We start from the raw sequence: 22,817 nt of genomic DNA, 5'->3' as shown, positions 1-22,817 counted from the left end.
CGAAGGACGCGATCGCGCCATGAACATGATCGTCACCCCCGCTTCGCCGGCCACGCCGAACGGCACCACCCGTCCGCAGGTCCGCATCGTCATCGTCGGCCATGTCGACCACGGCAAGTCGACGCTGGTCGGCCGCCTCTTGCACGAGACCGGCAGCCTGCCCGACGGCAAGCTCGACATGCTGAAAGCCGTCAGTGCGCGGCGCGGCATGCCGTTCGAATGGTCGTTCCTGCTCGACGCGCTGCAGACCGAGCGCGACCAGGGCATCACCATCGACACCACACAGATCCGCTTCCGCACCAATTCGCGCGACATCGTGCTGATCGACGCGCCCGGCCATGCCGAATTCCTGCGCAACATGATCACGGGCGCCTCGCAGGCCGACGGCGCGGTGCTGATCATCGACGCGCTCGAAGGGGTTCGTGACCAGACCAGGCGGCACGGTTATCTCCTGCATCTGCTCGGCGTGAAGCAGGTCGCCGTCGTCGTCAACAAGATGGACCGCGTCGATTTCTCCGCCGATCGCTTCAAGGCGATCAGCGACGAGATTTCCGCCCACCTCAAAGGCCTCGGCGTGACGCCTACGGCCGTGATCCCGATTTCGGCGCGTGACGGCGACGGTGTCGCCGAGCACACCGATCGCATCGGCTGGTACAAGGGACCGACCGTGGTCGCGGCGCTCGACGCCCTCGAGCCGGCGCGGCCGCTGGAAGCACTGGCGCTGCGCCTGCCGGTGCAGGCGATCTACAAGTTCGACGACCGCCGCATCGTGGCGGGCCGCATCGAATCCGGCAGCCTCGTTGCCGGCGACGAGATCGTGATCATGCCGGCCGGCAAGATCGCCAAGATCAAGACGGTCGAGAGCTGGCCGGTGACGCCGCTGGCTGGACGGCAGGGCGCTGGCCGCTCGGTCGGCATCACGCTCGACCGCGAGCTGTTCATCGAGCGCGGCGATATCGTCGCGCATGCGAGCAGCGCGCCGCGCGAGACGCGACGCCTGCGCGCGCGCATCTTCTGGCTGCACGACAAGCCGCTCGCCAAGGGCGACCAGCTGCTGGTGCGCTGCGGGCCGAAGGAAAGCCGCGCCACCGTGGTGGCGATCGAGAAGGCGGTCGATCCGGGCGAGCTCTCGAGCAGCGAGAACAAGGCGATCGGTCGCAACCATGTCGGCGAGATCGACATTTCCCTTTCGAGCCCGATTGCGACCGATCCCTACACCGAGAATCCGCGCACCGGGCGCCTGGTCATCGAAGTCTCCGGGCGTATCGCCGGCGGCGGCCTCGTGCTGTCGGTCGATGCCGGCCAGCGCGCCGTGCCCGTCGACATCGTGCCGGTGGAATCGGCACTGCGCCCCGACGAACGTTCGGCGCGCTATCAGCACAACGGCGCGGTGGTCTGGCTCACCGGCCTGCCCGCGTCCGGCAAGTCGACGCTCGCCAAGGCGCTGGAGCGGCGCCTTTTCACCAATGGCGGCTCGCCGATCCTGCTCGACGGCGACACGCTGCGCGCGGGGCTGAACAGCGATCTCGGCTTCGCCGCCGCCGATCGCAGCGAGAACATCCGCCGCCTCGCCGAAGTCGCGACGCATCTCGCGCGTAACGGCCACATCGCCATCGTCGCCGCCGTCTCACCGGCCCGCGAGGATCGCGCCATCGCACGTCGCATCGCCGACACCGCGTTCCGCGAGATCCACGTCGCAACGCCTGCGGAGGTGTGCGAGGAGCGCGATCCCAAGGGCCACTACAAGAAGGCACGCGCCGGCGCGCTGGCGTCGTTCACCGGCATCGGCAACGACTATGAAGCGCCGCAGGCGGCCGAGCTCGTGATCGACACCTCGACGCGGACGGTTGCGGAAGCAGCCGACGAGATCGAGCAGATGCTTAAGACATCAGGCGTGCTGTTCGACGAAGTCGTGGATCTCGCCGCGAATATCTGAGGACGCCCCACCCCCCTTGTGGGGCAGGTCCGAGCGAACGCCTCGTCCTTCGAGACGACCGCTGCGCGGTCTCCTCAGGATGAGGCTAAGCAGCAGCTTTGCTTGCTGAAATTGCTGCCTCATGCTCCGGCCTCATCCTGAGGGCCCGCCGAAGGCGGGCGTCTCGAAGGATGGCCGCAGGCGAGCCTCCCTCCACGCTTTTCCCGATATTTCGTCCCCCGCAAGGGGGCAGGGAGCGCGGCTTTGCGTGTGGCGCGAAGTTGGGCTCGACCGCTTGTAAAAAGCGTCATTCCCCCACCTCTCCTTGACATTTTGACAACTTATGGAGGTCTTCTCACGGCCCCGATTTTGGGGCTAATAGGCCCCCGAAAGCTGCCCCTGGTGGGCGCATTTTGCTGCTGACGGGTTCAAAAGCAGCCAAAAACAGCCATTTCCAACGAGAAAGCCCATCATGAAACGCGTCGACGCCCACGGATTGAAGATCGCCCCCGTCCTGTTTGACTTCATCGCCAAGGAAGCGGCCCCGAAAACCGGGATCGCGCCGGATGCGTTCTGGGCCGGGGTTGCAGGCATCATCAGGGATCTGGGGCCGAAGAACCGCGCATTGCTGGCGGTGCGCGACACGCTGCAGGCCAAGATCGACGACTGGCACCGCGCGGGCAAAGGCAAGGCGTTCGACCTCGACGCCTATACCGCCTTCCTGAAGGAGATCGGCTATCTCGTCCCGGAGCCGGCGACGCAGAAGGTCGAGACCGCTGATGTGGACGAGGAGATCGGCAAGATCTGCGGCCCGCAGCTCGTCGTGCCTCTCACCAATGCGCGCTATGCGCTGAACGCCGCGAATGCGCGCTGGGGCTCGCTCTATGATGCCTTCTACGGCACCGACGCGATTCCGCACGATCCGTCTGAGGGCGGCAAGGGCTACAACAAGGCACGCGGCGACAAGGTGATCGCCAAAGCCAAGGCGTTCCTCGATGCGGCCGCGCCGCTCGCGACCGGCAGCCACACCGACGTCACCGCCTACAGCGTCGTCGCGGGCCAGCTCGCGGTGAAGCTGAAGAGCGGCAACGCCACCGCGCTGAAGAACGCCGCGCAGTTCGCGGGCTTCCAGGGCGATGCGGCTTCGCCCTCCGCCGTGCTGCTCGCCAACAACGGCCTGCACGTCGAGGTGAAGATCGACCGCAGCAGCGCGATCGGCAAGGACGATCCGGCCGGCGTCGCCGACATGATCATGGAATCCGCTGTCTCGACCATTCTCGACATGGAAGACTCGGTGGCCGCGGTCGATGCCGAGGACAAGGTGCTGGTCTACCGCAACACCCTCGGCCTGATGAACGGCACGCTGTCGGCCGACTTCGAGAAGGGCGGCAAGACGTTGACGCGCTCGCTCAACGCCGACCGTAGCTACAAGACCCCCGACGGCAAGGGCGAGCTCAAGCTGCACGGCCGCAGCCTGCTGCTGATGCGCAATTGCGGTCACCACATGTTCACCGACGCGGTGCTGGACGAGAAGGGCGAAGAGGTCCCCGAGGGCCTGCTCGACGCCGCCGTCTCCGGGCTTCTTGCCATTCATGACTTGAAAGGCAACTCTAAGGTCAAGAACAGCCGCACGGGATCTGCCTATATCGTCAAGCCGAAGATGCACGGCCCGGACGAGGTGTCGCTGAGCTGCGAGATCTTCGACCGCGTCGAGAAGATGCTGGGCCTGCCCGAGAATACGCTCAAGGTCGGCATCATGGACGAGGAACGCCGCACCACCGTCAACCTCAAGGCCTGCATCCAGCGCGCCTCCAAGCGCATCATGTTCATCAACACCGGCTTCCTCGACCGCACCGGCGACGAGATCCACACCTCGATGGAAGCGGGCCCGATGATCCGCAAGAACGAGATGAAGGCGCAGGCCTGGATCAAGTCCTATGAGGACTGGAATGTCGACATGGGCCTGACCTGTGGCCTGCCCGGCCACGCCCAGATCGGCAAGGGCATGTGGGCTGCACCCGACAAGATGGCGGACATGCTTCAACAGAAGCTCGGCCATCCGCAGGCCGGCGCCACCACCGCCTGGGTGCCCTCGCCGACCGCTGCGACGCTGCACGCGCTGCATTATCATCAGGTCAACGTCACCGCGCGCCAGCAGGAGCTCACCAAGGGCGGTCCGCGCGCAAAACTTTCGGACATCCTCACCATTCCGGTGTCGAAGTCGAACTGGGCGCCCGACGACGTCAAGCAGGAGATCGACAACAACTGCCAGGGCATTCTGGGCTACGTGGTGCGCTGGATCGACCAGGGCGTCGGCTGCTCCAAGGTGCCCGACATCCACGATGTCGGCCTGATGGAAGACCGCGCCACCTTGCGCATCTCCAGCCAGCATCTCGCCAACTGGCTGCATCAGGGCGTGATCACCGAAGCGCAGGTGATGGAATCGCTTAAGCGCATGGCCGTCGTCGTCGACAAGCAGAACGCGGGCGATGCCATCTACAAGCCGATGGCGCCCGCCTTCGACGGCGTCGCCTTCAAGGCCGCCTGCGACCTCATCTTCAAGGGCCGCGAGCAGCCGAACGGCTACACCGAGTACATCCTCACCGCGCGCCGCCGCGAAGCCAAGGCGCTTGGATAACAAGGCGCTTGGCTGAAGCCGGTCACCTGAATGTCAAAGCCCCGGCGAGAGCCGGGGCTTTTTGTTGAGCTGCCGTAGCCCGGATGAGCGCAGCGACATCCGGGGCAGGCGGAGGGCACGACCCGGATATCGCTGCGCTCATCCGGGCTACGGTACCTGCGATATCTGCGCTAGAACACCGCGAGATATTTCAGCAACGACACGATGCCGATGATGATGACGATCACGCGCGCGATCTGCTTGGCGCGTCCGTCCATCGGCAGCATGTTGATGAGATAGAGAACGAGAATAACAACGAGAAAGGTGACGAGTACGCCCACCAGCATCGGAAAACCCCCTTCAGGCAAATTGCGATCCCTGCTCTAACGCCCGTCACCCGCGCAGGTTCCATTCAAGCAACCCGTTGCAACTTCTGGTAATTCCGTATTTCTACAGGCAAACCGGCTGCCTAAAACTTTACCCTTTTGCTCTCAGATGCAGAGACCATGCGGGTTTTTCCCCGAATGGCACGCGATTGCCGACCTGCCGCGCCCAATGTCTCGATGTTGCCGGGCGTCTTTTTACTTTGGACATGGGACTTGGGGGGACTTCGATGCTCAATCGTCTGACCGTATCCGCGCTGCTGAAGGCGGTGATCGCGATCACGTCGGCCTGCGTGGTGATCGCCCTCTCGCTCACCGCCTACGAGTCCTGGGACCGGTTGAGGACCGCCACCCGCATCTCCCAGACCACGGATGCGTCCGCGGACCTGTTCAAGGCGATGCACAATCTGCGCACCGACCGCTCGACCACCAATCGGCTCCTCAACTCGACCGATCCGATGGACCCCGAGATCGAGAAATACCTTCGCGGGATCCGCGACGCCGAGATGCCGGCGATGGCCCACGCGCTCGAGCTGCTGCCGGCGATGGACTTTTCGCAATCGGCTACGCTGGTGCCGGAGTTCGCGCGCCTCTACAAATCGGCGACCGAGCAGCAGAAGCAGTTCTGGGAGGACGTCGCCAAGCCGAAGGACAAGCGGCGCGCCAGCCTGCCGAAGGACTATATGGAGACGACGCAGGGCCTGCTCGACACGCTCGACAAGCTCTCCAACGTCCTCGCCGCCACCGTCAATCACCAGGACGCCACGATCGACCAATTGCTGTCGATCAAGCAGAACGCCTGGCTGCTCCGCAACACCGGCGGCGAAGCCTCGCTGATCATCTCAACCGGCCTCAACGCCGGCCGCGTCTCGCCGGAGGCCCGTCTCGCCTACACCCAATTCGTCGGCGGAACGGCCGCGACGTGGAAGGCGCTGGAATTGTCGACCTCGGGCATGCAGCTGCCGCAGGCGCTGTCCTCGGCCATGGCCGCGGCGAAGACCGGCTATTTCGATCCGCAATATCTGGCCCTGCGCGATCGCCTGGTCGGCGCGCTCGCCAATGGCGAAAAGCCCGAGATGACCGCCAACCAGTGGACCCCCGTGACGGTGGGCCGCCTGTCGAGCGCGGTTGCCGTCGCCGAAACGGCACTCGACGCCGCCAGAAACCATACGCTGGAGCAGCGCGGTGCCGCGCTGCGCGCGCTGATCGTGCAGCTCGTGCTGCTTGCGCTTGCTGCCGGACTTGCCGCAGGCGCGATCGTGCTGGTCAGCCGCCGCGTGATCCGTCCCCTCAACACCATCCGTGACGCCATGCTCAAGGTTGCCGGTGGCGACCTCGCCGTCGACAGCGGCTATCTCGACCGCCAGGACGAGATCGGCGCGCTCGCCGGTGCGCTGGAAACCTTCAAGCAGCAGGCAAACGACAAGCTCAAGATCGAGCAGCAGGAGCGCGAGCGCAATGTGGGCGCTGCCGCACGCCAGCGCGCCGTCGAGGCCTATGTCGGAGAGTTCGAAGGCGCCGTGCGCAAGACGCTCGGCGAATTGAGCGATGCCTCCGGCGAGATGCGCAAGACCTCGGGCGACCTTTCGGCCGTGTCGCGCCAGACCAACGACCGCGTGCAGGTCGCCGGCAAGGCCTCCAACGACGCCTCCATGAGCGTCGACAGCGTGGCTGCCGCCGCCGAAGAGCTCTCGGCCTCGATCAACGACATCAGCCAGCAGGCAGCCCATGCCGCGGGCATCGCCGGCCGCGCCGTCAACCAGGCCCGCGAGACCGACGGGACCGTACAGGGCCTCGCCAAATCTGCCGGACGCATCGGCGAGGTCGTCGGCCTCATCAACACCATCGCACAGCAGACCAATCTGCTCGCGCTCAACGCCACGATCGAAGCAGCGCGCGCCGGCGAGGCCGGCCGCGGCTTTGCCGTGGTCGCCTCCGAGGTGAAGTCGCTGGCAAGCCAGACGGCAAAGGCAACCGAGGAAATCTCCGAGCAGATCGCCGACATCCAGAAGGTCGCGGGCGATGCCATCAACGCGATCCAGACCATCGGCGGCATCATCGGCGAAGTGAACGAGGTCGCGACCGCGATTGCCGCCGCCGTGCAGGAGCAGGGCGCGGCGACCCAGGAGATCACCCGCAGCACCCAATATGCGGCCCAGGGCACCAGGAACGTCTCGGACAATATTACCGGCGTCAAAGCCGACGCGGATGCCGCCGCTGCAGCCGCCGACAACGTGAAGCATGCCTCCGAAACGCTGGAGACCCAGAGCCGCCAGCTCGGTAATGAGGTCAGCGACTTCCTCGGCAAGATCCGCGCGGCGTAAGCGCGGATCGCGGAAGGCTTCACCCCCGTAATTTTACGGCGGGAACACTGCCTAAGTCTTTACCCTTTTCGGGCCAAATGCGTCACGCGCTCGCCACAGGCGGGCGCGTCTGTCGCGTGCACCCCCTGGTCTTTCGAAGTTCGTGGGCTGCCGTTCAGGGCCACGACTCGACTTGCGTACCCCAGGGGTGTTCCGATGCTCAACCGCTTGACCGTATCCACGCTGCTGAAGGCGGTGATTCTTTCCACCGCGTTCGTCGTCGTCATCGGCTTCTCGATCAACGCGTGGAGCTCGTGGGGCCGGCTTCAGCAAGCCAACCGGATCGTCGCGGTTTCGGCCGCGTCGGCCGAAGTGTTCAAGGCGATGGCCAACATCCGGGCCGATCGCTCGACCAGCAATCGCCAGCTCACCTCCGATGTCGCGATGGACAAGGACATCGAGAAATACATCCGCGAGATCCGCGGCGCCCTGATGCCGGCGCTGGCTGGCACGCTCGAGATCCTGCCCACGACCGATATCGCCCAGCGCGAGGTGTTCCTTGCCGACCTCGGCACGCTGAACAAGACGCTTCTGGCCGCCCAGGCCGAATTCTGGACCGAAGTCGTCAAGCCCAAGGCGGAGCGCCGCGCAGGCCTCGCCAAGGAATATGTCGCGACCGAAGATACCCTGATGGCGCAGCTCGAAAAGCTCGCGGTCGCACTCGCGGCCAGCGTCAACCACCAGGACGCGACCATCGACCAGCTCCTGACCATCAAGCAGATGGCCTGGCTGCTCCGCAACACCGCCGGCGAGTCCTCGCAGATCGTCGGTAACGCGATCAACGCCGGCAAGATCGCGCCGGAAGTGCAGCTAGCCTACACCAAATTCGTCGGCGGCACCGACGCCGCCTGGACCGCGATCGAGCTCGCCGCCTCCGGCATGCAATTGCCGCCGGCGCTGGCGGCCGCGATCACCGAAACCAAGTCGACCTATTTCGATCCGCAATACGCCGCCACACGCGACGGCATCATCACGACGGTCGCCAAGGGCGAGAAGCCGTCCATGACCGCCAACCAGTGGAGCCCCTATTCGGTGCCCCGCATGATGACCGCGGTGAGGCTCGCCGACGCCGCCCTGCAGTCCGCCAAGGACCACTCCGCCGCGCAGCGGGCCGCGGCGATGCAGTCGCTGATCGTCAACACCGCCTTGCTCATCGCCGCGATCGTCCTGACGGGTGCCGCCATGCTCGCGGTCAGCCGCCGCGTGATCACGCCGCTGCACCGGATCCGCGACGCCATGCTCAAGGTCGCCGGCGGCGATCTCTCCGTCGACAGCGGCTATCTCGACCGCCAGGACGAGATCGGCTCGCTCGCGGGCGCGCTGGAAACCTTCAAGCAGCAGGCCATCGACAAGCTCAAGATCGAGGAGCAGGAGCGCGAGCGCAACGCGGGCGCTGCCGCGCGCCAGCGCGCGATGGAAGCCTATGTCGGCGAGTTCGAAGGCGTCGTGCGCAAGTCGCTAGGCGAATTGAGCGAAGCATCCGGCGAAATGCGCAAGACCTCGGGCGATTTGTCCGCGGTGTCGCGCCAGACCAATGAGCGCGTGGAGATCGCAGGCAAGGCCTCGCACGAGGCCTCGACCAGCGTCGAGAGCGTCGCCGCCGCCGCCGAGGAGCTCTCGGCCTCGATCAACGACATCAGCCAGCAGGCCGCTCACGCCGCAGGCATCGCCAGCCGCGCCGTCAATCAGGCGCGCGAGACCGACGGCACCGTGCAGGGGCTGGCGCAGTCGGCCGGACGCATCGGCGAAGTGGTCGGGCTGATCAACACCATCGCGGCACAGACCAATCTGCTGGCCTTGAACGCCACGATCGAGGCCGCTCGCGCCGGCGAAGCCGGCCGCGGCTTTGCCGTCGTCGCCTCCGAGGTGAAGTCACTGGCGAGCCAGACCGCGAAGGCCACCGAGGAGATTTCCGAGCAGATCGCCGACATCCAGAAGGTCGCCGGCGATGCCATCAACGCGATCCAGGCGATCGGCGGCATCATCGGCGAGGTCAACGAGGTCGCAACCGCGATCGCCGCCGCCGTGCAGGAACAGGGCGCGGCGACCCAGGAGATCACCCGCAGCACGCAATATGCGGCGCAGGGCACCAAGAACGTCTCGGACAACATCACGGGCGTGAAGGCCGACGCCGACACCGCCGCCGGTGCCGCGGACAATGTCAAGCAGGCCTCGGAGACGCTGGAGACCCAGAGCCGCCAGCTCGGCCATCAGGTCAGCGACTTCCTGGGCAAGATCCGCGCGGCGTAAGGGACAACGGTTGAGGGCGGCGCAACGGCGCGGCGCCTCGTTGAAATGTGCCGCTACTCCTTCGCCACCACCGGCACCTGGCGGAATCTGGCACGCACCGATTCCGGCAGCGGCGAGAAATTCATCGCGACGCCGCGGCGATCGTTGGCATTGCGGTTGGCGACCACGAGCCCCTCGGCGCCGGCAACGATGTCGCCCTTGCGCAAGGTGGGATCATCGTCGACCTTGACCTGCGCGAGCCCGGCCGGATCCTTGCCGTCGCAGGTGCAGCCCGCGACGATCTCGTTGCGATAGCGAAACGCGTTGGGCAATTCGGAATAGGCCTTGCCCTTGTCGGTCGTGGCGTCGTCGATGTTGCCGCCATAGACCAGCGAGGTCTCTGCCGTCGGGCAGAAGCTCTTGCAGGATTGCGCCTTGCTTTCGGCATCGTTGCCTTGCGCCGGGAAGTAGCGGCCATCGCAGCCGCGCACGCAATAGGCCGTGCCGCCGCCATAGGACGCGCGCTGGCGCGGCATGTCATAGCGCGGCATGTCGTCGTTCGGGAAAGGCGTCCGGATTTCCGGCGGCGGCCGCGTCCGGAAGCCGCCGAACAGTGCCGAGAAGAAATCTTCCGCATGCGCCGACGGCGCCAGCGCAAGACCCGAGACGGTGACGGCGAGCATTGCCGCCGTGCCCAAGGTCAGTTTGCCGATCGAGCGTTTACTCATGGGACCTCACCGAACTCCTAGTTCACAGCCGACGACGCCGAGATATTCAGGGCCTGCCGGCCCGAGGGCAGCGTCGTCACGACCGGGCGCTTGCGCGCGGGGTCGCCACCCCTGGCCATCAGCGGCGCATTCTTCGGCAGCACCACGACCTTGGCGCCGACATTGACGCGGCCGAACAAGTCGGTGACGTCCTCGTTGGTCATGCGGATGCAGCCGGAGGAAACGAACTTGCCGATCGTGGAGGGATCGTTGGTGCCGTGAATGCGGTATTCGCTGGAGCCGAGATACATCGCGCGCGCACCGAGCGGGTTGCCGGGGCCGCCGGCAACGAAGCGCGGCAGATAGGGCTGCCGTGCGATCATTTCTGCCGGCGGATGCCAGTCCGGCCACTCCGCCTTGCGGCTGACGCTCTGCACGCCCGACCAGGTGAAGCCCTCGCGGCCGACGCCGACGCCGTAGCGGATGGCCCGGCCGTTGCCGAGCACGTAATAGAGATAGGTATTGTTGGTGTCGATCACGATGGTGCCGGCCGGCTCGCTGCGATCGAAGCCGACGACCTGCTTGCGCAGGCGATCGGGCAGCTGGGCGTCCTCGTCGGCCGCCTGCGGCGCCTCGTTGACTGCGCCTTGCGAATAGGATGGGTCCTGCGGATAGCCCTGCGGCTGCATTGGCGCATAGCCGAAGCTCTGCGCGCTGGCGCCGCCGAACGGCACGGCGAGCAGAGCGGTTGCAAAGGCGAAGGCGGTGACGGCGCGCGGCGAAAAGCTGCGACGGACTGCAGAGAACTTTGTCATGTGCTGCCCCATGAGATCTGTGCATCAGGGTGATGCGCTGCCCAATGAACTCCGCGAGGGCACCGCAAGTTCCGGCGCAGGGCGCGGCGGCCGTGTCACAGTCAAGAGAGCAATCGTTCACGAAGCCGCGATGGAACCCGTAGAGCGGTTCGCGCATTATCGGTCGTAGAATGGGCGTGCGGAGCAGCTTCCGTGCGGGAGAGAAATTGTGCGCGTCCTTCCCAGTGAACGTCTGACTCCCGGCCACGGCGAAGGCGACCCGCTTCCAGACAGCCATGCCGAGCAGCCGCCGGTGATCCGCCGCACGGAGTTCGTGGCCTTCGCGCTGGCCGGGCTCCTGCTGATCGCCATCGTCACCGTGCTCTATGTCGGCAAGGCGTTCTTCCTGCCTGTCGTGATGGCCTTCGTTACCGGTACCATGCTGTCTCCCGCCGCGAGCTTCCTCGAGCGGAGGAAGGTCCCGCGCAGCCTCGGCGCTATCCTGATCGTGATCACGGTGACCGCCGTGGTTACCTTCGTCGTCGCGCTGATCGCCTCCCCCGCCATCGAATACAGCACGCGCCTGCCGGAGCTCGGCGGGCAATTGAAGGAGAAGCTGCACGTGTTCGACCGGCCGCTGGCATTGTGGCGCGAGCTGCAAACCATGGTCGGCGGCTCGGAGGGGCTGCCGGACTTCCAGCTGCCGAAGTTCGAATGGGTGCAGCCGACGCTGGAATTCCTGTCACCGACTTTCGCCGAATTCCTGCTGTTCTTCGCGACTCTGATCCTGTTCGTGGCGAGCTGGGGCGAGCTGCGCCGGGCGCTGATCATGACCTTCAGCGACCGCAACGCGCGGCTGCGCACGCTCCGGATCCTCAACGAGATCGAGGTCCATCTCGGCAACTACCTCCTGACCGTCACGATCATCAATGTCGGCGTCGGCGTTGCCACCGGCATCGTCTGTGCGGTCACAGGCATGCCAAACGCGGCAGGGCTCGGCGCGCTCGCGGCAACCCTCAACTTCATCCCGATCATCGGGCCGGTCGCGATGTTCGCGGTTCTGGTGGTGGTAGGGGTAGTCGCCTTCCCGACCCTCGGCGGCGGCCTGGTGGCGGCGCTCGCCTTCGGCGGCATCACCTTCATGGAGGGACACTTCGTCACGCCGACGATCATCGGACGACGGCTGGCGCTGAACGCGCTCGCCGTGCTGCTCGCGCTCGCGTTCTGGACCTGGCTCTGGGGCCCGATGGGCGCTTTCCTGTCGTCCCCGCTCCTGATCGTCGCGCTGATCCTGAAGGAGCATCTTTTGCCGACGGATGCGCCGCAGCTTCCGCAGGGCTGAGCGGTTTCCATGAACGGAACTTCCCCGGTGACGAAACGTTTTCCGGCTATCTCAGCCGCAACAGTTCGGAGCTCCCGATGTCCACGACGAATGCCGAAGCCGGGATGAGAGACTGGACCGACAAAGCCACCAGAGAACGCCTCGAAAAGGATGTAGCAGCCGTGAAAAGCGATATCGCCGCCCTCACCGACCAGATCACCGATGCGCTCAACACCTTCGCCAGCTCAACGAGCCGGCAGGCCCGCCGCGGCTACCGCCAGGCGCGCGAGAACATGGACACAGCGATGGACGACATGTCGGACCGCGGCAGCGCGATGATGGACGCGGCCCACGAGGCCTACGGATCGGTCGAGGAGACGCTCGAAGACGCGATCACGCAGCGGCCGCTCGCGACGGTCGGCCTCGCGCTCGGGATCGGCTTCCTGATCGGCGCCGCCTGGCGCCGGTAGGACGCGCAAATAGAGGTTAAGACGGCGGCGCTGCTGGCGCCGCCGATGCCGGCTGGCGGACGATACGGCTTGTTGGGGATCTGAGGAGCAAGGCCATGTTTCAGCGCATCATCGACGGACTCAGCGCATCCACCGGCACGACTGTCCGCCTGACCTCCCTGGCAGCAGGCGCGGCGTTCGCTTTGTTCATCACAACCTGCTTTCTTTGCGCGGCAGCCTTCATCTCCGTGCTCGACAAATATGGTCCGGTGCAAGCCTGCCTCGCCGGCGCCGGCGTCTTCTTTCTCCTCACCCTGGTCGCAGCGGTGAGCTATTGGGCCTACAAGCGGGAGTTGCGCAAGCAAGCCCAGATCGCGGCTGAGCGTGCGGCGAAGTCGGCGGCGCAGAGCATGCTCGCCGACCCCATGCTGCTCGCCACCGGGCTCCAGATCGCGCGCGCTATCGGGATCAAGCGGCTGTTGCCGATCCTGGCGATCGGCGGCGTTGCCCTCGGCATCATGGCGAGCCGCGCCGGCGTGTCCGACGAGGTATCGGCCGAACCGGCCGAATGAGGACAAGGTCACTTCAGAAAAAACTGCTTGGGACGACACGAGCGGGCGCAGGGCGGTATCCATTGGCCAGCGCTGCGAAATCTGAGCGTCCTGCCCCCCGCTCACGCAAACGCTACTCGGACGGGCAGGCCGTTGCCGCTAAAAGCAGCATCCTGATTCTCAAAGCTATTTTACTCAATGAAGCCATCCGTCCAGGCGAACCTTGCCGCATTCCATCATGACGCCAGGCTGTATTTGACGCTCGGCATCGCCAATTGGTCGGTGTTCGTCGACCATATCCCGAACAACATCGTCAACCTGCTGACGCTGCGCAATTTCGGCTTCAGCGGCGCCGCCGACCTGTTCGTATTCGTGGTGGGCTACGGCGTTGCGATCATCCACGGCCGGATCGCGCTGGAGCGCGGCTATCTCGTCGCGGCGACGCGCATTTTCCGCCGCGTCTGGCGGCTCTATGCCGCCTATGTCGTACTGTTCGTGATCTACATCGACACCATCGCCTACGTCGCCTCGCAGTCGATGGCCCCGGAGATCATCCACGAGTACAATATTTCCGGAATTCTCGAGCATCCGCTGCGCATCCTGGTCCGCGGACTCGTGCTCCAGGAAGAGCCGCTGAACCTCGACCTGCTGCAATTGATGATCCCGCTCATGGCCTTTTTCCCTTTCGCGCTGTGGGGCTTGTTGCGGCGGCCGAACGTGACGCTGGCGGCATCGGTCGCGCTCTATCTTGCCGCACGCTGGTTCGACTGGAATTTTCGGGTCTATCCGGACCAGGAATGGACCTTCAATCCGCTGTGCTGGCAGATGCTGATGGTGCTCGGGGGCTGGTTCGCCGTGACGGGCGCATCGGGACGCGTGCTGCGCGAGATGAGCTGGCTGCGGATACTCGCAGGGAGCTATCTCATATTCGCGATGGCCGTCACCTTGCTGCGCCATTCGCCGACATTGTCCGCTTACCTGCCGGATGTTCTGCTCGGCAGCATAGCGCCGACCGACAAGGAAAACCTCGCGCCCTACCGCGTGGTGCACTTCCTCGCGCTGGCTCTGCTGGCGACCCATCTCATCCCGGCCGATCATCCCGGCCTGCAGCTGAAGCCGCTCCAGGCGGTGATCAAATGCGGCGAGGAATGGCTCGCCGTGTTCTGCGTCGGCGTGTTCCTGTCCTTCGCCGGCCATCTCATCCTGATCACCAGCGCCAATCTGGTGGTGATGCAGATCGTGGTCAGCCTCGCCGGCTTCGCCGCAATGACCGCGGTGGCCTATTATATCGCCTGGTCGAAATGGCAGGACCTGCCCGCGGCCTTGCGGCAGCAGGCCTGAAGCGCGATTCCGCTAGGTTGACCGCCGCCGCTGCGCTATCCCGGTAAAGGACGAGTTGCGCGAGGAGACCGGGCGTGGTGACGGCGAATGGCGGGGATGACGGGGCCGGCAGTGCCCCCCGGCGCGGCCGGCCCCGATCGATCGAGACCAGCAACGCCATTCTCGAAAGCGCCTATGTGCTGATGGCCTCCACGGGCCTTGCCGCCACCACCATCGACGCGGTCGCGCGCCATTCCGGCGTCTCCAAGATGACGATCTACAAATGGTGGCCGTCGCGCGAGGCGCTTTTGATCGACGCCTTTCTTCAGCATGCCGCGCAGATGCTGCCGCTGCCCCCCGAGAGTTCCGGGAGCCCGGCGGCGCGCGCCCGCCGCCATGCCACCGCCTATGCCGAAGCGCTCCAGGGCGAATTCGGCAAGGTTCAGCTCGCCGTCATCTCCGAATGCATCGCAAAGACCGGCTCCGCCGAACTGTTCTACGCCCGCTATCTGCAATTCCGCCGCGACGCGCTGGTGGAGATGATCGCGGCGGGCCAGCACGACGGCAGCATCCTGGCCGAGGGGCCCGCCACGGATCTCTACGACGCAATCTATGGCGGCCTGTTCTATCGCTATGTCTTCGGCATCGCGCCGATCACGCCGGCCTTCGCACGCAATCTGGTCGACCTGGTGTTGCGGCCGAAGGCCTAGCCTCGCGCAGGCCGTATCGGCGCCGAGATCTTGTCGGTGCGATCGCGTTCGGTCATGTCGACCACCGTCTCCATCGGCGCCGTCAGCTCATAGACGTAGGATGCGTCGGTGAAATAGCGCTTGGCGGTGCCGCCGAGCGCCTCGGGCGCGACGCGGTCGAGCAGGATCAGGCCGAAATCGGAATCGGGACGGCGCGTCGCCTCGCTGGTGTTCAACTCCTCCCAGCGGAATTGGAAGACCTCGTTGGGCTCCTCGCCCGTCACCGTCCAGCCGGCGGTGATGTGCGGATGCTTTCCAACCAGCGACAGGCCCTCGTCGGAATGCGAGGCGAGCTCGAAGAACAGCAGCGAGAGGCTTTGCGCTGCGCGTGCACTGACCGCGATATCGGGACCGGTCACGGCGATGCGGTCGGCATGCGGGATGGCCCGCGCTTCGAACAGGCCTTTCAGCTTGACACCCTGCCACTGGCTCTCGCTGAGCAGCGAGACCACGTTGGACATGGCGTGGATGCGTCCAATCAGAAGCTCGCGCGCGACGTCGATATCCGAGCCGTGGCGCAAGGTGCGCGTCACGATCGACTGGATCACCGCCAGGATGTTCTTGACCCGGTGATTGAGCTCGTCGATGACCGCGGTGAGCCGGCGCTCGAAGCCGATCCTGACCTGGATCTCTCGGCTGAGACGCAGATTGTTGTAGGCGACATAACCGAACAGGCCGCACACCATCGCGGTGATCGCAAAGCCGATCGCCGCCACGATGATCGCGGTCTGCTCCGCGCGTCGCACCGAGTTCGTCTTGGCGTAATAGCCGAGCTGCCAGTCGCGGGCACCGAAGCTCACCGTGCGCGTCGCCGATGGGGCCGCCCCCTCCGCCGACGGCGCGCGCGTCGAGACGACGCCCTGGTCGTTGGCGATCAGCTCGCCGCCTTCCTTGCGTGGATCCTTCAGCGCGACCGAGAACAACGACATGTCGTCATTGGTCAACATCAGCGAGGCGAGCTCGTAGGAGAACGTGACGAACCCGGCCGGCTCGGTTGCCCCCTCGGGGATGACGGGCGCCGCCACGATGATCCCGACCGGTCCGTTTCCGCGCAGCAGCCTGATCGGATCCGAAGCCACCGACCTCTTCTCGGTCCGGGCGCGCGTCAGCATGGCGCTGCGAACCTGGTCCTGATCATAGCTGCGGCCCGGCAGCGCCTTGGTCTCGTCGCTGCGCGGCTCGAGATCCAGCAGCACGTCGATCGGCCCGGAGACGTCGGCCGGATTGATCGGCTTGTCGTCATAGCTGCGGATCTTCGGATTCGGGAAGCCCGCGCCCCCGATGGCCGCCTGCGCCGCGGTCAGCTCATCCGGCTTTATCCGGGCGATCCAGCCGGCCACCACGAAATCCGTCTTGAAGGCGTAGATGGCCGAGCGCAGCGGCTCCAGCATGTTCGGCTTGATCACCGATGGCGCACGGAACAAGCCTGAGGCGACACGCGCGAGCAGCTCGCGCTCGGTGAGCCGATCCTGGACCAGGCTGGCGTGAACGTCGATCGCACGCGCGAGCGCAATCCGGTCCAGCGCCAGCTCCTGGTCGTGGACGCGATAGGCCGCAAGCCCGGAGAGCAAGGCTCCGAGCAGAGCAATGAAACCGATGATGAAACCCAGCCGGACCACGCGACTACTCAGGCGAAAGCGGGAGGTCGGCAATAAACAGAGAGCATATGAACGCCGCTCGAACGGCCATGTGCCGAAGCAGGGTGAATCTCAGTGACGGTGATAATGGAGGAGGAGACATCGGTACGCAACGTGGCTCGCCTGAAAAGCTTGATCCGCCCGGCCGATGGTCAGGCCGGGATGATTGGCCCGGGCACCGGAGGTAATTAATCGCCGTGTCCGAAATTTGTTCCGTCCTCGCGGGCTCGGTCGCCAGGGTTAACGGCTCAAAACCCGTGCGCCAGTTCGTCGCGCCGTCAGCCCGCCCGTTTCAGGCCGCCTTTGGCCTCGATGAAGCCGACGATGCGGTCGAGCCCCTCGCTCTTCTTCAGGTTGGTCATGACGAAGGGACGCTCGCCGCGCATGCGGCGGGCATCGGTATCCATCTTCTCCAGGGAGGCGCCGACATGGGGGGCGAGGTCGATCTTGTTGATGACCAGAAGATCGGACCGGGTGATGCCCGGGCCGCCCTTGGACGGGATCTTGTCACCGGCGGCCACGTCGATCACATAGATGGTGAGGTCGGCCAGCTCCGGGGAAAAAGTGGCAGCGAGATTGTCGCCACCTGACTCGATCAGCACGAGATCGAGCCCGGGAAACTTGGCGCGCATGTCCGCGACCGCGGCGAGATTCATCGAGGCATCCTCGCGGATGGCGGTGTGCGGGCAGCCGCCGGTCTCGACGCCGGCGATGCGGTCCGGCGTCAGCGAGCCCGACCGCACCAGGAACTCCGCATCCCATTTGGTGTAGATGTCGTTGGTGATTGCGGCGATGTCGTAGCGCTCGCGCATGGTCTTGCAGAGCAGGTCCATCAGCGCGGTCTTGCCCGATCCGACCGGGCCGCCGACGCCGACACGTAGAGGGCCGTGAGATTTCGACATGTGATTCGCTCGCTCTCGATGGGTTGAGGGCCGCGCCGCTCTCACGAGCGGAACAGCCGCGTATATTGTGTCTCGTGCCTGAGGCTGGCGAGATCGGCGCGGAAGGTCGCGCTGCCGAGATCGTCCAATGTCGCATTCAGCGCACGATTCGCAGTGGCGGCCACCGCGGCTTCCAGCCTCACCAGCACACGCTGGCTGTCGGTCTGGCCGAGCGGAACGAGGCGGCTTGCGGCGGAAATCCAGTTCGAGACGACAGCATGCAGGAAGGCGTGCAGCGTCGGCGCCAGCGGCACGCCGTGCAAGGCTGCGACGACGCCAACCGCGACCGGATATACCAATGGCGTGTGGCACGCCGCGACCATGGCATCCAGTCCCTCGGCATCCCACGCGGCGCGGGCGATATCGATGAAGGCGCGGCCCTGCGAGCTCGTCTCCAGCTGCCGCTCGCGCGACGGCACGAAGGCGCTGGCGAGTTCGGCGATCTCGCTCAAAGTCCGCTTCTCGTCCGCCTCCGCGGCACGATAGGCATGGACCAGAAACGTGGCGTCACAAAAGCCGGAGCCGTCACCGAGCATCGCGTCGAGCCAATCGGCCAACGTCACCGTGTCGACGATGTCGCCCGCCTCGACCGCCCATTCGATGCCGCTGGAATAGGAGAAGCCGCCGACCGGAAACGCCGGCGACAGCCAGGTCATCAGCCGGTACAGCGCCGCGGCGTCGCTTTCATCGAGGCCGCCGGCGCCGACCGGCTCATTTGTGGTCATGAGCATGCGTGTGGCCGTGGTGATGGTCGGGATGGTCGCAATGCTCGTCGTGGTGATGGTGATGATCGTGCCCGTGGTCGTGTGCAGCATGGCCATGGTGCTGATGATCGTGGCCGTGGTGATCATGATCATGGTGATCGTGGCCATGATCGTGATGATGCCCGTGATCGTGATGACCGTGATCGTGATGCGCGTGGTCGTCGTGGCCATGCGCGTGGCCGGCGTCGGCATAGGCGCCGCCTTCGGGATCGAACGGCGCCTCGATCTCGATCACGCGCGCGCCGAGGCCCTTCACCATGGCCTCGATGACGTGATCGCGGCGAATGCGCAGGGCCTTGGCCATGATCTGGGTCGGCAGATGGCGGTTGCCGAGATGCCAGCCGACGCGGATGAGATGGTGCGGATCGCGGCCGCGGATCTCGAGCAGCGGCTCTGGCGCCGCGACCACTTCGACCAGCCGGCCGTCCTCCAGCACCAGCGCATCTCCGCCGCGGAGCGCGACGGCATTCTCGAGGTCGAGCAGGAATTCGAGACCCCGCGTTCCCGTCATCGCCATGCGGCGGCGGTGCCGGTCGTCGAAATCGAGTACGACCGTATCCACCGGCGCTTCCGTGAAGCGGTGCTGTCCCTTGACCTGCGTCGCCCGGATCATGCTTTACCTCGTTACCTTGTCTCGACCTTCTCGGGCGTGATCACTTCGATCTTCGGAGGCGCCGTGAAGCACTTCACCGCGACGCGGCCGAATGTCTTCATGTGCTCCATGGCGCGATGCGGCACCAGCGCCTCGGCATTCTCCCACTGCTCGACGAACACCATCTTGGCGGGGTCCGTGACGCTCTCGTGCATGTCATAGGCGATATTGCCGGGCTCTTTCCGCGTCTCCTTGATGCAGGCGGTGGCCGCTGCAATGAATTCGGCGCGCGTTTCGGGCTTGATGGTCAGGGTGGCAACGACGTAGATCACGAGAAATCCTCCCGGCTTTTCTTCTGAAGGGTTCAATACCCGGCGGGACATTAGACCAGGCGGGATCGAACGCAAAACCGGAAAAGCCGTCCCCGGACGCCTGCCGGGGACATGCGTCAAGGCGCTATTTCAGTACATGAAATATCGCTGTGCCATGGGCAGCACCTCCGCCGGAGCGCAGGTAAGCAACTCACCATCGGCGCGCACCTCGTAGGTCTCCGGATCGACCTCGATATTGGGCGTGGCGTCGTTGTGGATCATGCTTTTCTTCGAGATCTTGCTGCGGGTGTTCTGCACCGCGTAGAGCTTCTTCTCGATGCCGAGCTTTCGCGCGAGCCCACCGGTGATCGCGGCCTTCGAGGTGAAAACGACGGACGATGCCGTGCGCGCCTTGCCGAAGGCGCCGAACATCGGCTGGTAGTGCACCGGCTGCGGCGTCGGGATCGAGGCGTTGGGATCGCCCATGGGCGCCGCGACGATCATACCGCCCTTGACGATGCAGTCCGGCTTGACGCCGAAGAAGGCGGGCGACCACAGCACGAGATCGGCGAGCTTGCCCTTCTCCACCGAGCCGATCAGCTTCGAGACGCCGTGGGCGATCGCGGGGTTGATCGTGTACTTGGCGATGTAACGCTTGACGCGGAAATTGTCGTTGTCCTTGCCCTTGTCCTGCGGCAGCGATCCGCGCTGCTTCTTCATCTTGTCGGCGGTCTGCCAGGTTCGGATGATGACCTCGCCTAGACGGCCCATGGCTTGCGAGTCCGAGGACATCATCGAGAGCGCGCCGAGGTCGTGCAGGATATCTTCGGCCGCGATGGTCTCCTTGCGGATGCGGCTCTCGGCGAAGGCAAGATCTTCCGCAATGGAGGGATCGAGGTGGTGACACACCATCAGCATGTCCAGATGCTCGTCGATGGTGTTGCGGGTGAAGGGCCGCGTCGGATTGGTCGAGGACGGCAGCACGTTCTTCAGGCCCGCGACCTTGATGATGTCAGGGGCGTGACCGCCGCCGGCACCCTCGGTGTGGAAGGCGTGGATGGTGCGGCCCTTGAACGCCTTGATGGTGTCCTCGACGAAGCCGGATTCGTTCAGCGTGTCGGAGTGCAGCATGACCTGGATATCGTGATCGTCGGCCACGGACAGGCAATTGTCGATCGCGGCCGGCGTCGTGCCCCAGTCCTCATGCAGCTTCAGCGCGCAGGCACCGCCCTTGATCATCTCGACCAGCGCAGCGGGGCGCGAGGCATTGCCCTTGCCGGAGATGCCGAGATTGACCGGGAAAGCATCGAACGACTGGATCATCCGCCCCATGTGCCAGGGGCCGGGCGTACAGGTGGTGGCGAAGGTGCCGTGCGACGGGCCGGTGCCGCCGCCCAGCATAGAGGTGACGCCGGACATCAGCGCGTGCTCGATCTGCTGCGGGCAGATGAAATGGATGTGGCTGTCGAAGCCGCCGGCGGTCAGGATTTTTCCTTCGCCCGCGATCACGTCGGTGCCGGGACCAATGATGATGGTGACGCCGGGCTGGATGTCGGGATTGCCGGCCTTGCCGATGCCTGCGATCATGCCGTCCTTGATGGCGACATCGGCCTTCACGATGCCCCAGTGATCGACGATCAGCGCATTGGTGATGACCGTGTCGGCCGCGCCCTGCTTGTTCGTCACCTGCGACTGCCCCATGCCGTCGCGGATCACCTTGCCGCCGCCGAACTTCACCTCCTCGCCATAGATGGTGAAATCCTTTTCCACCTCGATGATGAGATCGGTGTCGGCCAGCCGCACCCTGTCGCCGGTGGTGGGGCCGAACATGTCGGCATAGACGGAACGTTTGATTTTGACGGACATCACAAGCCCCGTTTGCGTTTGAATTTCTGACTGTTCACAGCGAAGCCCTCGCTGCTCTCACGGCATCGTCGAATTTCGTATCGAGCCACGGATTGCCGCCACGGCAACCGGCAACAACCTGCTCGGCCCAGCCGGCGTAGTCGGCGAGATCGCCGCGCTCCTCAGTGGTCGGGTCGGCGTGAATACGCGCACCGATATTGCTGATCTTGTCGGCGATCTTGATCAGCTTGGCGCCCGGCGATTTGTGCGGAACATCCTCGACCTGTTTCTGTCGCCGCGCTGCCTTCGGCAGACTCATGTCGTCGGTACATTCGACGACGAGGGAAGCAACACGCTCGGAGAACTTCTGCGCGAGCTCCTCGCGCGTGGTGTCGGTGTCCTCGATCGTATCGTGCAGCCATCCGGCCGCGACCAGCTCGGCATCGGCGCCATCGGTCGCGGTAGCCAGCAGGTTCGCGACCTCGGCGAGGTGATTGATGTAGGGCTCGTTACCGCGCCCCTTCCGCGCCATGCCATTGTGCCGGCGCGCGGCCAGCTCAGCAGCTTCCGAGATCAGGCGGACGGCAGTCAGCATGACTCACAGCTTCCCCATCACCTCGCCACGAAAACCGTAGATGGTCTTCTTCCCCGCCATGGCGACGAGCTGAATGTCGCGAGTCTGGCCGGGCTCGAAGCGGACGGCGGTGCCGGCGGCGATGTCGAGGCGCATGCCGCGGGACTTCTTGCGGTCGAATTTCAGCGCGGGGTTGGTCTCGAAGAAGTGGTAGTGCGAGCCGACCTGGATCGGGCGGTCGCCGGTGTTGGCGACCGTCAGCGTCACGGTCTTGCGGCCGGCATTGAGCTCGATCTCGCCGTCCTGGATGAAGAGTTCGCCGGGGATCATGTCTGTCTTCCTCTGTCATTCCGGGGCTCGCGCAGCGAGAACCCGGAATCTCGATCAACAATCTCGGGATTCCGGGTTCGCCCTGCGGGCGCCCCGGAATGACGAATCTGAATTAACGGATCGGCTCATGCACGGTGACGAGCTTCGTTCCGTCCGGGAAAGTCGCCTCGACCTGGATGTCGTGGATCATCTCGGGGATTCCCGGCATCACCTGGTCGCGGGTCAGAACCTGCGCGCCGGACTGCATCAACTCGGCGACGGTGCGGCCGTCGCGTGCGCCCTCGAGAATGAAGTCGGAGATGATCGCGATCGCCTCGGGATGGTTGAGCTTGACGCCGCGATCCAGCCGTCGGCGCGCCACGATCGCCGCCATCGAGATCAGAAGCTTGTCCTTTTCGCGGGGAGACAGGTTCATGCAACATCTC

The 22,817-nt window shown here is 65.1% G+C and carries 21 protein-coding genes; 9 read left to right on the top strand and 12 right to left on the bottom strand.

The window, feature by feature from the left end:
• The first annotated feature begins 19 nt into the window (after window positions 1–19).
• A complete protein-coding gene (cysC, locus tag QRQ56_RS21735) occupies window positions 20–1,936 on the top strand; it encodes an adenylyl-sulfate kinase (protein ID WP_438742909.1) in 1,917 nt (638 codons plus the stop codon).
• A 451-nt stretch (window positions 1,937–2,387) separates the two neighbouring features.
• On the top strand, window positions 2,388–4,553 hold the full coding sequence (locus QRQ56_RS21730) for a malate synthase G (protein WP_438742908.1): 2,166 nt from the start codon (window positions 2,388–2,390) through the stop codon (window positions 4,551–4,553).
• Between the two features lie 170 nt (window positions 4,554–4,723).
• On the opposite strand, the gene QRQ56_RS21725 is transcribed toward QRQ56_RS21730, so the two are convergent.
• The gene (locus tag QRQ56_RS21725; RefSeq protein WP_008546817.1) at window positions 4,724–4,879 is read right to left on the bottom strand and encodes a Thivi_2564 family membrane protein; all 156 of its coding nucleotides are present in this window, start codon (window positions 4,877–4,879) and stop codon (window positions 4,724–4,726) included.
• A 266-nt stretch (window positions 4,880–5,145) separates the two neighbouring features.
• On the opposite strand from QRQ56_RS21725, the gene QRQ56_RS21720 reads away from it, so the two are divergent.
• A complete protein-coding gene (locus QRQ56_RS21720) occupies window positions 5,146–7,239 on the top strand; it encodes a methyl-accepting chemotaxis protein (RefSeq protein ID WP_438742907.1) in 2,094 nt (697 codons plus the stop codon).
• Window positions 7,240–7,434: 195 nt separating this feature from the next.
• On the top strand, window positions 7,435–9,528 hold the full coding sequence (locus QRQ56_RS21715) for a methyl-accepting chemotaxis protein (RefSeq protein WP_438742906.1): 2,094 nt from the start codon (window positions 7,435–7,437) through the stop codon (window positions 9,526–9,528).
• Between the two features lie 53 nt (window positions 9,529–9,581).
• On the opposite strand, the gene QRQ56_RS21710 is transcribed toward QRQ56_RS21715, so the two are convergent.
• The gene (locus QRQ56_RS21710) at window positions 9,582–10,235 is read right to left on the bottom strand and encodes a DUF2865 domain-containing protein (protein ID WP_438742905.1); all 654 of its coding nucleotides are present in this window, start codon (window positions 10,233–10,235) and stop codon (window positions 9,582–9,584) included.
• Between the two features lie 17 nt (window positions 10,236–10,252).
• Window positions 10,253–11,029, bottom strand: coding sequence for a L,D-transpeptidase (locus QRQ56_RS21705; protein WP_438742904.1), 777 nt, complete (start codon window positions 11,027–11,029; stop codon window positions 10,253–10,255).
• Window positions 11,030–11,237: 208 nt separating this feature from the next.
• Between QRQ56_RS21705 and QRQ56_RS21700 the strand changes: the two genes are divergently transcribed.
• The 5 genes from QRQ56_RS21700 to QRQ56_RS21680 all read left to right on the top strand — a co-directional run bounded on the left by QRQ56_RS21700 (window position 11,238) and on the right by QRQ56_RS21680 (window position 15,359).
• On the top strand, window positions 11,238–12,350 hold the full coding sequence (locus tag QRQ56_RS21700; RefSeq protein WP_438742903.1) for an AI-2E family transporter: 1,113 nt from the start codon (window positions 11,238–11,240) through the stop codon (window positions 12,348–12,350).
• Window positions 12,351–12,427: 77 nt separating this feature from the next.
• Window positions 12,428–12,799, top strand: coding sequence for a DUF883 family protein (locus QRQ56_RS21695; RefSeq protein ID WP_438742902.1), 372 nt, complete (start codon window positions 12,428–12,430; stop codon window positions 12,797–12,799).
• A 95-nt stretch (window positions 12,800–12,894) separates the two neighbouring features.
• Window positions 12,895–13,350 (top strand): hypothetical protein, encoded by a 456-nt coding sequence (locus tag QRQ56_RS21690; RefSeq protein WP_438742901.1) that lies wholly within the window; start codon window positions 12,895–12,897, stop codon window positions 13,348–13,350.
• A gap of 177 nt (window positions 13,351–13,527) precedes the next feature.
• A complete protein-coding gene (locus QRQ56_RS21685) occupies window positions 13,528–14,670 on the top strand; it encodes an OpgC domain-containing protein (RefSeq protein ID WP_438742900.1) in 1,143 nt (380 codons plus the stop codon).
• 74 nt (window positions 14,671–14,744) lie between these two features.
• Complete coding sequence (locus QRQ56_RS21680) at window positions 14,745–15,359, top strand: TetR/AcrR family transcriptional regulator (protein ID WP_438742899.1); 615 nt, start codon at window positions 14,745–14,747, stop codon at window positions 15,357–15,359.
• Here QRQ56_RS21680 and QRQ56_RS21675 read toward each other — a convergent pair.
• The 9 genes from QRQ56_RS21675 to QRQ56_RS21635 form a co-directional block, all read right to left on the bottom strand.
• Window positions 15,356–17,017 carry a CHASE domain-containing protein gene (locus QRQ56_RS21675; protein ID WP_438742898.1) on the bottom strand — a complete coding sequence of 554 codons (1,662 nt, stop codon included), beginning with the start codon at window positions 17,015–17,017 and terminating at the stop codon, window positions 15,356–15,358. The genes QRQ56_RS21680 and QRQ56_RS21675 overlap by 4 nt on opposite strands.
• A gap of 296 nt (window positions 17,018–17,313) precedes the next feature.
• On the bottom strand, window positions 17,314–17,937 hold the full coding sequence (ureG, locus tag QRQ56_RS21670) for an urease accessory protein UreG (RefSeq protein WP_008131868.1): 624 nt from the start codon (window positions 17,935–17,937) through the stop codon (window positions 17,314–17,316).
• Window positions 17,938–17,978: 41 nt separating this feature from the next.
• The gene (locus QRQ56_RS21665; RefSeq protein WP_438743023.1) at window positions 17,979–18,707 is read right to left on the bottom strand and encodes an urease accessory protein UreF; all 729 of its coding nucleotides are present in this window, start codon (window positions 18,705–18,707) and stop codon (window positions 17,979–17,981) included.
• Entirely contained in the window at window positions 18,688–19,353 is a 666-nt protein-coding gene (locus tag QRQ56_RS21660; RefSeq protein WP_438742897.1) for an urease accessory protein UreE, read from the bottom strand. Before QRQ56_RS21660 ends, QRQ56_RS21665 begins: the two co-directional genes overlap by 20 nt.
• A gap of 11 nt (window positions 19,354–19,364) precedes the next feature.
• Window positions 19,365–19,664, bottom strand: coding sequence for a putative quinol monooxygenase (locus QRQ56_RS21655; RefSeq protein WP_438742896.1), 300 nt, complete (start codon window positions 19,662–19,664; stop codon window positions 19,365–19,367).
• Window positions 19,665–19,793: 129 nt separating this feature from the next.
• On the bottom strand, window positions 19,794–21,509 hold the full coding sequence (gene ureC, locus QRQ56_RS21650; protein WP_438742895.1) for an urease subunit alpha: 1,716 nt from the start codon (window positions 21,507–21,509) through the stop codon (window positions 19,794–19,796).
• A gap of 34 nt (window positions 21,510–21,543) precedes the next feature.
• Complete coding sequence (locus QRQ56_RS21645) at window positions 21,544–22,083, bottom strand: HD domain-containing protein (RefSeq protein WP_438742894.1); 540 nt, start codon at window positions 22,081–22,083, stop codon at window positions 21,544–21,546.
• A gap of 3 nt (window positions 22,084–22,086) precedes the next feature.
• Entirely contained in the window at window positions 22,087–22,392 is a 306-nt protein-coding gene (locus tag QRQ56_RS21640; protein WP_438742893.1) for an urease subunit beta, read from the bottom strand.
• 112 nt (window positions 22,393–22,504) lie between these two features.
• The gene (locus QRQ56_RS21635) at window positions 22,505–22,807 is read right to left on the bottom strand and encodes an urease subunit gamma (protein ID WP_007605424.1); all 303 of its coding nucleotides are present in this window, start codon (window positions 22,805–22,807) and stop codon (window positions 22,505–22,507) included.
• Window positions 22,808–22,817: the final 10 nt, after the last annotated feature.

The organism is Bradyrhizobium sp. U531 (genome assembly GCF_051710265.1).
Lineage (GTDB): Bacteria > Pseudomonadota > Alphaproteobacteria > Rhizobiales > Xanthobacteraceae > Bradyrhizobium.
Note: the sequence above shows the minus strand (reverse complement) of the source record. Positions and strands in the feature narration are given on the sequence as shown.

Excerpts from the sequence above, each read along its gene's own strand:
- QRQ56_RS21710 (WP_438742905.1), bottom strand. The coding sequence starts at position 10,235 with ATGAGTAAACGCTCGATCGGCAAACTGACCTTGGGCACGGCGGCAATG.
- QRQ56_RS21715 (WP_438742906.1), top strand. The coding sequence starts at position 7,435 with ATGCTCAACCGCTTGACCGTATCCACGCTGCTGAAGGCGGTGATTCTT.
- QRQ56_RS21720 (WP_438742907.1), top strand. The coding sequence starts at position 5,146 with ATGCTCAATCGTCTGACCGTATCCGCGCTGCTGAAGGCGGTGATCGCG.
- QRQ56_RS21685 (WP_438742900.1), top strand. The coding sequence starts at position 13,528 with ATGAAGCCATCCGTCCAGGCGAACCTTGCCGCATTCCATCATGACGCC.
- ureC (WP_438742895.1), bottom strand. The coding sequence starts at position 21,509 with ATGTCCGTCAAAATCAAACGTTCCGTCTATGCCGACATGTTCGGCCCC.
- QRQ56_RS21645 (WP_438742894.1), bottom strand. The coding sequence starts at position 22,083 with ATGCTGACTGCCGTCCGCCTGATCTCGGAAGCTGCTGAGCTGGCCGCG.
- QRQ56_RS21635 (WP_007605424.1), bottom strand. The coding sequence starts at position 22,807 with ATGAACCTGTCTCCCCGCGAAAAGGACAAGCTTCTGATCTCGATGGCG.
- ureG (WP_008131868.1), bottom strand. The coding sequence starts at position 17,937 with ATGTCGAAATCTCACGGCCCTCTACGTGTCGGCGTCGGCGGCCCGGTC.
- cysC (WP_438742909.1), top strand. The coding sequence starts at position 20 with ATGAACATGATCGTCACCCCCGCTTCGCCGGCCACGCCGAACGGCACC.
- QRQ56_RS21665 (WP_438743023.1), bottom strand. The coding sequence starts at position 18,707 with ATGCTCATGACCACAAATGAGCCGGTCGGCGCCGGCGGCCTCGATGAA.
- QRQ56_RS21660 (WP_438742897.1), bottom strand. The coding sequence starts at position 19,353 with ATGATCCGGGCGACGCAGGTCAAGGGACAGCACCGCTTCACGGAAGCG.
- QRQ56_RS21690 (WP_438742901.1), top strand. The coding sequence starts at position 12,895 with ATGTTTCAGCGCATCATCGACGGACTCAGCGCATCCACCGGCACGACT.
- QRQ56_RS21725 (WP_008546817.1), bottom strand. The coding sequence starts at position 4,879 with ATGCTGGTGGGCGTACTCGTCACCTTTCTCGTTGTTATTCTCGTTCTC.
- QRQ56_RS21705 (WP_438742904.1), bottom strand. The coding sequence starts at position 11,029 with ATGACAAAGTTCTCTGCAGTCCGTCGCAGCTTTTCGCCGCGCGCCGTC.
- QRQ56_RS21640 (WP_438742893.1), bottom strand. The coding sequence starts at position 22,392 with ATGATCCCCGGCGAACTCTTCATCCAGGACGGCGAGATCGAGCTCAAT.
- QRQ56_RS21730 (WP_438742908.1), top strand. The coding sequence starts at position 2,388 with ATGAAACGCGTCGACGCCCACGGATTGAAGATCGCCCCCGTCCTGTTT.
- QRQ56_RS21695 (WP_438742902.1), top strand. The coding sequence starts at position 12,428 with ATGTCCACGACGAATGCCGAAGCCGGGATGAGAGACTGGACCGACAAA.